This is a genomic window from Desulfosporosinus sp. SYSU MS00001, assembly GCF_049943955.1.
GTDB lineage: Bacteria > Bacillota > Desulfitobacteriia > Desulfitobacteriales > Desulfitobacteriaceae > Desulfosporosinus.
Window position 1 is genome coordinate 267362 of sequence record NZ_JBNFTW010000004.1, and the last position, 12923, is coordinate 280284.

Consider the following 12923-nt stretch of genomic DNA (forward strand, 5'->3'; position numbering starts at 1 on the left):
TTCTATGAAAAAAATTGTAGTCCTTAACGGAAGTCCCCATGAACATGGGTGTACGGCAACTCTGGTCAATGAGGTTATTAAAGGGGTTGGCAGTCAAGGAACTGTGGTCAAGTCTTACCATCTGAGTGGTATGACTATTAAAGCTTGTCAGGGATGTCGTGCTTGTTCAGAGAAGGGACGATGCGTACAGCAGGACGGTATGCAGGAAATATTAGATGAGATAGCCAGCGCCGATGGGATTGTCTTCGCTACTCCAGTCTATATGTGGCAGATGTCGGCGCAATTGAAGATTGCAGTTGATCGGTTGCTGCCGTTCCTCCGTCCTGGTTATACCAGCAGTCTCGAATCGGGGAAAAAGGTTTTACTCGCGGTAACCCAAGGCAGGACTGAGACGTCTTTATTTCGGCATTACTTTGAGCATGTAGGGAATAACCTTTTATTCCTTGGCTTTGGATCGTATAAAATCCTTATAGCTGGTGGGACTCGTCAGCCTGAGGATTTAGTCAATCAAACGGAACTATTAGAGGAAGCCAGGCAAATGGGCCAATGGCTTGTTGAGTAAAAGTAAGTGCTGTTAATGAAGCAGATGGTGTACTGTACAATAGCTAAAACAAGAAGAATTAAAATGAGGTGTATTAATGTTTCGAGAAATGAGAAGAAAAAAACAGCTCTTGCCTGAGGATGAGGCAAGAGAAATTATTAAGTCTCAATCATCGGGGGTGTTGGCTGTAACGGGCGATGACGGCTATCCGTATACCGTTCCGCTAAGTTATGCTTATGCTGATGGTAAACTTTATTTCCACTGTGCAAAAGAAGGCCATAAGATCGATGCAATCAAGCGGGATGAAAAGGTGTCCTTCTGTGTAATTGACCAGGATAAGGTTATCCAGGAAACCTTCACGACCCATTTTCGTAGTGTCGTTGCTTTTGGCAGAGCTAGGATTCTGACGGAAGACAGTGAGAGGAGAGCCGCTCTTGAAAGCCTTGTTAAAAAGTATTCCCCGGACTATATTCAAGAAGGGCAGAGGGAAATTGAGAAAGACTGGGGTAGAGTCAGTCTTGTTGAGGTCAAGATTGAGCATATGACTGGTAAAGCGGCAATTGAAATTGTCAAAAATGAAAAGTGATCATGAGAATTCGGTTTCTTCCATTGCCGTAAGGACAGATGTAGAGAACAGCAGGCGAATGAAACTTGATTTAATGATTTCAAACTGATAAACTATTAGTTAATAAAATAGTAATTAAAAGCGATGATAGAGAAGAGTAACTATTTAGGAAGCGTCAGAGAGCTGATGGTTGGTGAGAATCAGTGCGGAATAAATATTGAATGGCCTCTTGAGCAGCAACCCGAAATGGTAGTAGGAGTTGACGTGATAATCCACACGTTACAAAAGGTGCCGTATTATTTTTAGTACGGAAAGAGTGATTTAATATGTGTAATATTAAATAAATATGGGTGGTACCACGGTCCAATCGTCCCTTTTAGGATGATTGGACCTTTTATATTTTAGTTTAAAGGAGAGTTATTTATGGCGGTGATTTTCTCAGGTGTACAACCTAGTGGCACAATAACTTTAGGGAATTATCTTGGAGCAATGAAAAACTTTACAAAGTATCAAAATGAGCATGAGTGCTATTTCTGTATAGTCAACCAACATGCTATTACTGTTCCCCAGGAACCGAATCAGCTCAGGAATAACATCAGGAATTTAGCCGCATTATATTTGGCAATAGGTTTGGACCCGGATAAAGTAACACTATTTATTCAATCCGAAGTACCTGAACATGTTAAATTGGGATGGATAATGACTACGTTATCTTATATTGGAGAGCTTGAACGAATGACTCAATATAAGGATAAATCTCAACGCCATGGGAATGGTGACTCTATCCCTGCCGGCTTACTAACTTATCCGCCGCTAATGGCTGCGGACATACTCCTATATCAAACTGATTATGTTCCGGTTGGAGATGATCAGAAACAACACATTGAAATAACCAGGGATTTAGCACAACGATTTAATAATCGGTATGGGGAAACGTTTAAAATTCCTGCTATTCACACTCCAGAAGTCGGAGCAAGAATTATGTCATTACAAGAACCAAAGAAAAAGATGAGTAAGTCTGATGCCAATTCCTTTGCAACGATTTATTTGCTTGACGAACCTGAGATAATCCTGAAAAAGCTTAAAAAGGCTCAAACAGATTCGGAAAACAAAATTTCTTACAATAGAGAGCTTAAGGCAGGCATATCGAATCTTATGTCTATATATGCTTTAATTACGAATAAGTCAATTAAAGAAATTGAGCAGCTATATGACGGAAAAGGCTACGGACAATTTAAAAATGATGTAGCTGAAGTGATTATTGAGGCCATTCGCCCCATTCAAGAAAGGTATAAGGAATTTGTTAATAGCAGCTACCTTGATCAAGTATTGACGGCCGGTGCAGCTAAAGCTTCCCAAAAAGCAGCGGCAACACTTAATAAAGTCGAAGATCTCATGGGTTTATCACGGAAAATTTAAGTTGATCGAACATTTACGTAGTTGATAATAAGAAAGCCGGTCTCTAATTTTTACGAGATCGGCTTTCTTATGTTAAATTCATAAGAGTAATGTTAATATGGTTGATGTGCTATTCAATATACTTAATAGCAGCGGTTTTTTCAGGAATATGGTAGCATTCCTTCATGAAATAGGGCATAGTGTTCCAGTTTGCCACATTGTAACCATAGATCGTTCTCGGAGTCTTTTTAAGTGTTAATTCGCTTGAGTTATGATTTAAATGAAATACTTTGATAGCTTTCATATTATAATTCTGGGCATAGGATGCCAGTTGATAACCATAATATTCAGTTCCAAAATTAAATAATCCCAGCAAGATAATAGCGGTTGCTGCAAGACCTCTAAAGTTTTTAATCTTATAATGACCGACTATAATTGCCAAAATGGCAAATATAACAAACGTTATAAACAGATATGTATATGAACTATTAACATTATAACTATGATTTAAATAGGTAATTGCGAATTTTCCCAGATGGGCCAGACTAAAGGATTCAAAAATTACTAAGAGTATCAGAAATAGTTTATTCTTATAAAAGTTTATTATAGAGTAAACCACAAAAACGGTCATAAGCAAAAGTGCCGGAAAAATAATTTTATAAGCTTCAGCAAATCTTGCATCAACTACAAATAACATTAATTGCGAGCCAATGGCATTAATTGAGTTATACAATAAGAATGGATAATGTCTTTTTATTAAAATTAGTATGGATAAATAGATTAAGCTTATTAAATAAACTGCTGCAAATCCCAGCAGACAAATACTCAATAATGTATTAGAAAGGCCCCCAGTAAATAAATGAATATCATATTTTTTGTAAAAAACAACATAAATATAGCCTAAAATACCAAATGATAATGCAGTCATAAGTATATTGTTACATAAAGTTATAATTTTATTGGGAAGCTGATTTTTATAAACAAGCATCCAGAAGACACAGCATAAAGAAAGAATAAGTACGTAGCCTGAGACGGGATAGGAAAAAATGTTAGTTTTTATTAGACTCGAGGTAACGGCTTTAAAATTAACGGCATGCCCTGTTTGTTTTTCAAATTGCATTCTGTGAATTGAACCATAGGATACAATACAATATCCTCCAATTAGTGCTATATAATAGGGAATAAAGCTTTTGAAATTATTTAGTCTTTGGTAAAACCTATAGTAAGCAGAAATTAAAACAGTGTATCCAATGCCTATCATACCAACTTGCTGAACGGACGATCCAACAATAAAGGCAAGTATCAGGATCCAGATATTGAATTTACCGTCGGGTGCTTTTTCATAGTGTTTATGAAGGGTATAGCCATAGAGCAATACCAACGTCGTTGGATAAAGGTAATTGAAGGCACAGGCGGCATAGTATATTGTTGTATTTGCTATTTCTATTGGCAGAAAGACAAAAAATAATGAAGAGCAAAGACTGGCAATTACAATACGTTGTTTGTTCAAAGTATTATTACAACCGGAAGATGAAGTGCTGATTTTAGTGATCAAAAATGCTGTCAACGCAATAACAACTGGATTGAAAATCCTAAAGACATATATGTTGTATTTTAAGATGAATAACATCGCCACGCCGACCCAAACCCGGCCATTACCAATTAATTCCTTAACCACAAAATGGGGCAGATAGCTTAAGCCATAGGATGCATCTCTGCTATAATATAGATCGTCTGCGTAAAGAAAAATATATCGATGAATTAAGAGCATAAGTATTAGGAGCAAGCCGAAAACAAGATATTGCTTGTTCCTTATTAGTTTTTGGATTTTAGAGTTTAACAACGAATCACCTTCTAGATTTCCTTACTTTAATGATATTATTTACCATAATTTGTTTAGAATATAATGGTAAAAACAAAAGACTTCTAGGAGGGTATTTTTGGTTGATTTCAATTATTATGCCTGTTTATAATGAAGGAAGTCAGATCTATTCTAACGTTTCTAAAGTAAAACGCATCTTAGAGCAAAATCAAATAGACAGCCAAATCCTTCTGGTAAATGACGGATCGACGGACAATTCATGGTCTGAAATGGAGCGATTGAGCAGAGATTATTCCAATGTTTTAATCATTCAGTTGAGCCGTAATTTTGGCAAAGAGGCAGCATTATGTGCAGGTTTAGAAAAGGCAGCGGGTGATGCCTGCTTAATAATGGATGCTGATTTACAGCATCCGCCGGAGGTAATTCCTGAAATGGTACGCCTCTGGCGTGACGAGAGCTATGATGTTGTTGAGGGCGTTAAATCTGACAGAGGAAGGGAATCCCTTACGGGAAAGTTTACGGCATTAACTTTTTATAAGTTATTTAAAAAGGCAACAGGAATAAACTTAAACAGTGCTTCGGACTTCAAACTCTTGGATAGAAAAGTAGTCGATTCTTGGAAACAAATGACCGAGTCAATCACCTTTTTCAGAGGTATGTCCGCTTGGCTTGGCTTTAAGCGGATCCAAGTACCTTTTAAAGTTCAGGAGAGAGTCAATGGATGCACTAAATGGTCGAAGAGTAGTCTCATAAAGCTCGCTGTTCACTCAATTACCTCATTCTCTGCGCTGCCGCTTCATTTGGTAACCTGGTTAGGTTCGATTTTACTTATTGTTGATGTTGTTTTAGTGACTCAAACACTGTATATGAAATTAGTTGGCAAAGCATTTACAGGGTTTACAACGGTTATTATTCTTATTTTAGGGGTCGGAAGTTTTATAATGATCAGCCTGGGCATTATTGGGGTTTATATTTCAAAGATTTATGAAGAAGTGAAACATCGACCTAGATATTTAATTTCAAAAATACAAGGAAAAGGACTTAATAATGAATAAAGAGTTGGAAGGTTCTCTTAGCTTAAAGAATAAAAGAAGTTATTCCATACCAAGATTTGTTAAATACTTAATCGTTGGCGGTTCATCAGCGTTTATTGAGCTTTTGATATTTTCCTTATTAAGAATGTTATTTATTGATCTTACGATATCGAATATTGTTGCTGTTGTTTTAGCAACCTTATTTAATTTTTTTGTCAATAGAGGATGGTCATTTTCCACTAGTTCCAACTTAAAACGAAGTTTTATATTATATCTTATTCTATTCTTATTAAACTTAACGTTTAGCACCAATGCAATACGAATAATGGTCAGCTTTGGATTTGTTGAACTATTTGCCAAGATAATTACTATGGCTTGCATAACAATATGGAATTACGTTCTTTATCGTAAAGTAGTTTTTAAGTAGCAGTCAGGGAAGTTTCCCTTCGGTTGCTCTCTAAACGTTATTCATAAAAATCCCTTGGACTTTTTGTTCAGGGGAACTTTTGTTTAGGGGGCATTTCTGTAGTATATCAGTTTTACAAGGGGCTAACCAGTTTGTGTCTCGCCGGAAACATATAGTAAATATAGTAATCATAAATTTTGACATAAGAATAGATATTGATATGGATTTGTCGAAAAATAGACAATAAAAAAAGATATATTTGACCAATTGTTGGTAAATGGGTTGAGAAGTCAGGAAATCGCGGTAATTCAAGAGAAAAACACGTCGAAATTTTGTTGTAACACAGTTTAGTGATTGACACGTTAATCTATAAAATATAGAATATGCATAAATGAGAATCTTGACACTATAAACCTTAGTTTTTTCTGAAAAGGTTTATGCGGAGGTGGGGGCAACACTTTAAAAGCATTTTATTCAATATCCAACAATTAAAGAAAGAGAGTGTAGGGGGAGAAGTAGAAATGAAAAAAATTTTTGTAATGGCCACGGCTGCAGTATTGAGCCTAAGCCTGCTGGCTGGATGCGGTACCACGGGCGCTGCCTCTAACGGAGGCGGTTCAGCTGCCGGCGGTAATTTAAAGATCGGGGCTGACCTTGAACTTACTGGTGGCGTGGCAATGTTTGGTACGGCTGCGCAGAAAGCTATTGACCTTGCGGTCGAGCAGCAAAATGCCAACGGCGGCCTTTTAGGCAAACAAATCAAAATGGATTACGCTGACAATAAATCCGACCCCGGTGAGTCCACTAACGCATCTACAAAGCTGATAACCCAAGACAGTGTTGTTGCCGTAATCGGAGCGATGACCAGCGGTAACACCTTGGCAGCGTCACAGGTTGCCATAGACAACAAAGTTCCCCTTATTTCACCGACCGGAACGGCTGATAAAGTCACTGTAGAGAATGGACAGGTTAAGCCCTATATCTTCCGTGCTTGCTTCATCGACCCCTTCCAAGGCCAAGTGGCTGCGCAATTTGCTGCAAATACTCTGAAGGTTCAAAAGGCAGCCATCTTTATTGACCAAAAGAGTGATTATTCCATTGGCCTGGCAAATGCATTTAGTACTAACTTTAAGAGTGCAAACGGACAAATCGTTTCCCAAGAAAAATATGTTGCCGGCGACAAGGACTTCCGTCCGCAGCTTGCTCGGATCAAGTCATCAAACCCAGATGTTGTCTTCGTACCTGGATATTATGGTGAAGTTGGACCAATTGTTAAACAAGCCCGGGAAATGGGCATGAACCAGGCCTTTATTGGCGGTGACGGCTGGGGTTCGCCGGAACTGTTCAACTTGGCCAGTGCTGACCAGTTAAACAATTGCTACTATGTCAACCATGTGGCCATTGACGATCCGAGCATGGCTGATTTCGTAAAAGCTTTTAAGGCTAAATACAACCAGGATCCTGATTCGTTTGCCGCTCTTGGCTATGATGCTGCTCGTCTCATGTTCCAAGCAATCAAGGATGCAAACAGCACAAACGGTGATAAGATTCGTACAGCTCTCGAAAATCTGAAGGGCTTCAAAGGTTTGAACGGTGACATCACAATGGATCCCAAGACCCATAATCCAATCAAAGATGCCGTCATCATTAAAATCGAAAACGGTAAGAATGTCTTTATGACAAAAGTCTCGCCGAAATAAGCCTCGTAGAGAGGAGGGGGGCAATCCCCCTTCTTTTGATTTTTAAACTGACAGTAGGAGGAACATTATGCACAGCATCACAGAGCTTCTGCAACAGCTCGTGTATGGACTGTCACTCGGAAGCATTTATGCCTTAATTGCTTTAGGGTACACCATGGTTTACGGAATCGTTAAGCTCATTAATTTCGCCCATGGCGACGTCATGATGGTTGGCGCTTACATGGGTTGGATTGCAATCACGGTATTCCACTTTTCCTTTTTCCCAGCTATTCTATTTGCAATGATCGTGGCAGCGATCGCCGGAATTATCATTGAACGGACAGCGTATAAGCCTTTGCGCAATGCAACCCGTATTGCTGCTCTTATTACTGCTATTGGCGTTTCTTTGTTTCTTGAATACGGCGGCATGCTGGTTGTCGGGGCGCAAATGCGCACCTACCCTAACGTATTTCCTGAGACTATGTATAATATTGGGGGAATTATTTTTAAGTTCGGGGACATTGTCATGCTGGTGACCGCTCTTGTACTCATGCTCTTACTTCACTTCACGGTTCAATATACGAAGATTGGCAAAGCTATGCGTGCTTCCTCATTTGATATGGAAGCCGCTCTCTTGATGGGAGTAAATGTGAATACAACGATTTCTGCTACATTTGCTATTGGTTCAGCCCTGGCAGCTGCGGCAGGTGTTCTGTACGGAATCTATTTCAACTCTATTGACCCATTGATGGGTATCACTCCGGGGTTGAAAGCTTTTGTTGCAGCTGTTTTGGGAGGGATCGGGATTATCCCCGGGGCGATGGTCGGAGGGCTGGTTCTGGGCATCACAGAGTCTCTCGTCAGTGGTTTCGGAGCTTCGACCTGGCGTGATGCCGTGGCGTTCTTAATCTTGATTCTTGTTCTGATTATCAAGCCAAGCGGGCTCTTTGGGAAAAATCTTCGGGAGAAAGTGTAGGTGAAAAGAATGAGTATTCTGAACCGAAAAAATGCTTTGACGTTGTTCCTTGTTATTGTTATGTACGCTGTCATTCAGGGCTTGATCGTCACCGACATTTTACCTCCCCTCTATACTTCTACCCTGATTCAGGTCTGTGTCTATGTGATTTTAGCAGCAAGCCTGAATTTAATTAACGGAATTACCGGGCAGTTTTCCATCGGTCATGCGGGCTTCATGGCTATCGGAGCCTACTTAGCCGGGATTGTAAGTGTCAAATTCCATGGCCCTTTATTTCTGTCTTTACTCGTAGGCGGTATTGTAGCAGCAGTGGCCGGTTTCATTGTTGGTTTGCCAACGTTGCGTCTGCGAGGAGATTACTTGGCGATTGCCACACTTGGATTGGGCCAGATCGTCATGATTATCTTCCAAAATATTGACTACTTTGGTGGAGCGGCTGGTATGCAAGTCGGCCGCCACGTCAATTGGTCATGGGCTTTTTGGGTAACAATCATTAGTTTGGTCGTAATCCACAACTTTGTTAATTCCACTCATGGGCGGGCATGTATCTCCGTGCGCGAGAATGAGATTGCTGCAGAAGCAATGGGGGTTAATACAACAAAATACAAAGTTCTAGCCTTTACTTTGGGCGCTTTTTTCGCTGGTGTTGCCGGTGGTATCTACTCGAACTATATGTATTTCATTCAACCTACGACCTTCAACTTCCTAACGTCATTCAATATTCTGGTTATGGTTGTGCTTGGAGGGTTAGGCAGCATGACAGGCAGCATTCTAGGTGCATTAATTATGACGGTTTTAAATGTGGCTTTGTCAGGGATTCCATCGCTGCGGATGGTTATTACAGCGCTTCTTCTAATCATAATGATGTTATTCCGGCCTTCAGGTTTAATGGGGACGAAGGAGTTCAACCTAAATTTCTTGGAGAAGAAGGAGGAGAGAACCGTTGCTTAAAATTGAAAGTCTCTCCAAATCCTTTGGCGGGCTTAAAGCCGTTTCAAATCTAAATATTGACATTAACGACGGCGAGCTGATTGGCCTGATTGGGCCTAACGGTGCCGGGAAAACAACCGTATTTAATTTAATCACGGGAGTTTATGAACCCACGGAAGGGGAAATCTTGTTTCGGGAACGCAAGATCGGCGGCCTCAAGCCATATCAAGTAACCCACAGAGGGATAGCCCGTACATTTCAGAACATTCGCTTGTTTGCTGATTTGACTGTTATAGACAATGTAAAGATCGCTTACCATCAACACGCCAAGTACAGCTCTTTAGGAGCAATCCTTCGGTTGCCCAGTTATTTCAAAGGGGAGGCCGAGATGGAGAATAAGGCCCTGGAACTGTTGAAGGTCTTTCATCTCGAGGGCAAAGCAAAAGAGGCTGCCAAAAACCTCCCTTACGGCGAACAACGAAGGCTTGAGATAGCAAGAGCGTTGGCTGCGGAACCTAAGCTTTTGCTTCTCGATGAACCGGCGGCCGGTATGAATCCTCAAGAAACACATGAATTAATGGAACTCATCCGTTGGATCCGCGATACCTTTAAGCTTACTATTTTACTGATTGAACACGATATGTCATTAGTTATGGGAGTCTGTGAACGGATTTATGTTCTAGACTATGGAACAATCATTGCTCAGGGCGGTCCGGATGAGATTAAGTCCAATCCGAAAGTCATTGAAGCTTACCTGGGAGAGGAGGCCATCTAATGTTAGTGCTTGAAGATGTCCATGTTTATTATGGAGCCATTCACGCTTTAAAAGGGATCTCCCTCCAGGTAAACCAAGGGGAAATTGTCACGCTGATCGGATCCAATGGAGCCGGAAAGAGTACTTCCCTAAAAACAATTTCTGGCTTGTTACGCCCGAAGCAAGGAAAAATGAGTTTTAATGGTGAAGATTTATCCAAGATTCCACCACAGAAAATTGTGGCCAAAGGTATTTCCCAAGTTCCTGAGGGCCGCCGTATTTTTGCCAACATGACTGTTTCGGAAAACCTTGATATGGGTGCTTATCTACGCAAAGACAAAAGCGGCATCAAGCAAGATGTGGAGAGAGCTTTTGAACTTTTTCCACGTCTTAAGGAGCGTAAAAGCCAAATTGCAGGCACCCTGTCTGGCGGAGAGCAGCAAATGCTGGCTATGGGCAGAGCATTAATGTCCAGGCCGCAGCTGCTGTTGCTCGATGAACCATCTATGGGACTTGCTCCTATTTTAGTTAAGCAGATTTTTACGATCATCCAGGAAATTAATGCTCAAGGCACTACTATTTTATTAGTGGAGCAGAATGCACATATGGCCTTGTCGATTGCCCACCGCGCTTATGTTTTGGAGACGGGTAAGATCGCTTTGGGCGGACAAGCTCAGGATTTGGCTGCAAGTGAAGATGTTCGTAAAGCTTATCTAGGGGGATAAATAAGGCCTAAGTGTTTGCAATACAGCCCTCAGGGCTTTCTCATCCAGCCTTCGGCTTGCATAATCAATGGGGTTATAATATTTAACGGGATTCCTTACGGAATCCCGTTAATTTTTTAGGATAAATTTAAGACTGTATCAGCGTTTTTTGAATATCCATCTGAACTTGGCGATTAACATCGTAAGCACCGTACTAACCATTATGGGCCATAAATTCACTTGCTTTATGATGTTTATGCAATAGGAAATTCATTAAAGGGCTTTTTGAGAAGATCATTCTATTGCTGAAAGACTTAACATAAATCCGGAAAGTTAGGAGATAATAGCGATTGGAAATCTAAAATCTTAGATGGAGGGGTTTACAACAATGGATAATAACTCTTTTTCAGGACAACAAAACATGAAAAGGGCTCAAGAATTTGAGCAAAAAGCACAAGAAGCGGCTTCGGGAGAGCAAAAGGCCAGAAACTTTAATGTTCAGAATTCAAGTGATCGGAATAATCAACAAAGTCAGTTTGGGAGCATGAACCAGCAAGTATCGGGGAACCAAACGATGATGAATACCACAAATAGTCAACAAGATTGGCAAAAAGCCCAAGAGTATGAACAGCAAGCGCAGCAAGCTGCCATGGGTGAGCAGAAGGCAGATAGCTTTAATGCTCAGAATTCTGATCAATAAAGATTAGACCACTAATAATGGATATAATTAGGTTAATGATTCTTAATCCAAAGATAGGTTAATCTATTGGTAAAAGAATAAACAAAGAATTTGCACAAAAAAGAATAGTAAGGTTATCTTCAAGTAAATAAATGAAGATAACCTTAATTTTTTGATGGACTAATTATCAATCACTATAAACAACATAGGTTATGAACCCTGCTTTAAATGGATGATGTTAATTCACTGATACTTATTTCGGTTGTGGTGGTTTGATCTGAGGAGTTGGATTGCTTTTTTGGGGAGAAGATGGCGGATTACCTTGATCAAGCGTAGTCATGTTTTGCACTCCTTTAAATCGAATTTGAATTAGTTTTTGCAATTACTAAATTTCTAAACCTTAATTCAATTTGCCAATTTCCGGTGATCTATTACAAAGCGCGAACCATCACGTCATGTTACAAACATGCTTAAGATTAAGCATATTAGGAAGATGCGGTGATAATTAAAAACCCTCATACTAGTACCAAAGGTAATATTATCTTCACTAGAGAATAGAACAGTGAAGGGGGGATAATATGAGCTTGGGTTTATCATCAGAAGAAATTGAAAAGCTGTTAGAAGGTAAAATAATGAATGCCGAAGTTATAGCAGAGGTAATAGCCAAAAACAATCAACGGATCGAGCTGGATATCGAAGAGAAAAATAAGAGATTTTATGAGTGCGTAAAGCGCATGGTTGACCTTGAATTATTATATTGATCAAATTGGCTTTTTTGCTAACCTCTGAAGAATAGAATAGATACTTGGACAAATATAATGCTATGAATATCGCGGAATAAACGAAAGGTTCCGGCAAAGTTTAATTTTGAAACTACTGCCGCCAGTCTTGGATTAGGTGAGTTTCAATCTCTGAAAATGTATCTGGAATCACTTACGTCCCCGAAAAGTGGCAATAAATTAGAAAGGGAAGCAGCAAATTTAGTTTTTATATAATTAATTCCTATCGATAACATACGGTTTACCTATGGACAAAACGAGATGGCAATGATAATCTTTGTATAACACCTTTTACCATACTTTTGCACCTTAAATTTTCCTCTTCGACTTCCATCGGTAAGGATGGGAGTTCTTTTTTGTCAAAAATGGTTCGCGCTGCATAATTAATAAAAAGTCGGAGAGACTATTGAATGTTACTGGAACTATTTTTACTTAAATACTCTCATCAATGGCGCTGGGAGTATTCTTCTTCAGAAAATAGCCTCTTGTCCTTTATCGGGATAAGGGGCTTGTTAGATTTAACAGCTCTAACAGCTCTAATAGCTCTAATAGCTCTTGTCGATACATTAGACACTAGGGAATAGTTGCTCTATACTTATATTTAGAGTTGATCGTGTCAGAATCTTATCAATTGAGCATAATGTTAAAATTCTAGG

General features: G+C 39.7%; 14 protein-coding genes and 1 other annotated feature. Of the genes, 13 read left to right on the forward strand and 1 reads right to left on the reverse strand.

Translation table 11 applies throughout. From position 1 onward, the window contains the following. The first annotated feature begins 4 nt into the window (after positions 1-4). From ACPUYX_RS09930 to trpS, 3 genes are all read left to right on the forward strand, one after another. Complete coding sequence (locus ACPUYX_RS09930; protein ID WP_426379500.1) at positions 5-562, forward strand: flavodoxin family protein; 558 nt, start codon at positions 5-7, stop codon at positions 560-562. A gap of 76 nt (positions 563-638) precedes the next feature. Next, on the forward strand, positions 639-1127 hold the full coding sequence (locus ACPUYX_RS09935) for a pyridoxamine 5'-phosphate oxidase family protein (RefSeq protein WP_426379501.1): 489 nt from the start codon (positions 639-641) through the stop codon (positions 1125-1127). A 114-nt stretch (positions 1128-1241) separates the two neighbouring features. Further along, positions 1242-1484, forward strand: a binding site (T-box leader). A 45-nt stretch (positions 1485-1529) separates the two neighbouring features. Further along, positions 1530-2525, forward strand: a complete 996-nt coding sequence (gene trpS, locus ACPUYX_RS09940) for a tryptophan--tRNA ligase (protein WP_426379502.1) — start codon at positions 1530-1532, stop codon at positions 2523-2525. A 109-nt stretch (positions 2526-2634) separates the two neighbouring features. On the opposite strand, the gene ACPUYX_RS09945 is transcribed toward trpS, so the two are convergent. Beyond that, the gene (locus tag ACPUYX_RS09945) at positions 2635-4347 is read right to left on the reverse strand and encodes a hypothetical protein (protein ID WP_426379503.1); all 1713 of its coding nucleotides are present in this window, start codon (positions 4345-4347) and stop codon (positions 2635-2637) included. 101 nt (positions 4348-4448) lie between these two features. Here ACPUYX_RS09945 and ACPUYX_RS09950 point away from each other — a divergent pair, with 101 nt between their 5' ends. The 10 genes from ACPUYX_RS09950 to ACPUYX_RS09995 all read left to right on the forward strand — a co-directional run bounded on the left by ACPUYX_RS09950 (position 4449) and on the right by ACPUYX_RS09995 (position 12851). Next, positions 4449-5381 carry a glycosyltransferase family 2 protein gene (locus ACPUYX_RS09950; RefSeq protein WP_426379504.1) on the forward strand — a complete coding sequence of 311 codons (933 nt, stop codon included), beginning with the start codon at positions 4449-4451 and terminating at the stop codon, positions 5379-5381. After that, a complete protein-coding gene (locus ACPUYX_RS09955; RefSeq protein WP_426379505.1) occupies positions 5374-5787 on the forward strand; it encodes a GtrA family protein in 414 nt (137 codons plus the stop codon). Before ACPUYX_RS09950 ends, ACPUYX_RS09955 begins: the two co-directional genes overlap by 8 nt. 500 nt (positions 5788-6287) lie before the next feature. After that, positions 6288-7466, forward strand: a complete 1179-nt coding sequence (locus tag ACPUYX_RS09960; RefSeq protein ID WP_426379614.1) for an ABC transporter substrate-binding protein — start codon at positions 6288-6290, stop codon at positions 7464-7466. A gap of 67 nt (positions 7467-7533) precedes the next feature. After that, positions 7534-8421 (forward strand): branched-chain amino acid ABC transporter permease, encoded by an 888-nt coding sequence (locus ACPUYX_RS09965; RefSeq protein ID WP_426379506.1) that lies wholly within the window; start codon positions 7534-7536, stop codon positions 8419-8421. A 9-nt stretch (positions 8422-8430) separates the two neighbouring features. After that, on the forward strand, positions 8431-9372 hold the full coding sequence (locus tag ACPUYX_RS09970) for a branched-chain amino acid ABC transporter permease (protein WP_426379615.1): 942 nt from the start codon (positions 8431-8433) through the stop codon (positions 9370-9372). Then, on the forward strand, positions 9365-10126 hold the full coding sequence (locus ACPUYX_RS09975) for an ABC transporter ATP-binding protein (RefSeq protein WP_426379507.1): 762 nt from the start codon (positions 9365-9367) through the stop codon (positions 10124-10126). Before ACPUYX_RS09970 ends, ACPUYX_RS09975 begins: the two co-directional genes overlap by 8 nt. Then, on the forward strand, positions 10126-10830 hold the full coding sequence (locus tag ACPUYX_RS09980; RefSeq protein WP_426379508.1) for an ABC transporter ATP-binding protein: 705 nt from the start codon (positions 10126-10128) through the stop codon (positions 10828-10830). Before ACPUYX_RS09975 ends, ACPUYX_RS09980 begins: the two co-directional genes overlap by 1 nt. Positions 10831-11197: 367 nt before the next feature. Next, positions 11198-11509, forward strand: coding sequence for a hypothetical protein (locus ACPUYX_RS09985; protein ID WP_426379509.1), 312 nt, complete (start codon positions 11198-11200; stop codon positions 11507-11509). A 557-nt stretch (positions 11510-12066) separates the two neighbouring features. After that, positions 12067-12249: a hypothetical protein gene (locus ACPUYX_RS09990; RefSeq protein ID WP_426379510.1), complete on the forward strand. Its 183-nt coding sequence runs from the start codon at positions 12067-12069 to the stop codon at positions 12247-12249. Positions 12250-12677: 428 nt separating this feature from the next. Then, entirely contained in the window at positions 12678-12851 is a 174-nt protein-coding gene (locus ACPUYX_RS09995; RefSeq protein ID WP_426379511.1) for a hypothetical protein, read from the forward strand. Positions 12852-12923 lie beyond the last annotated feature (72 nt).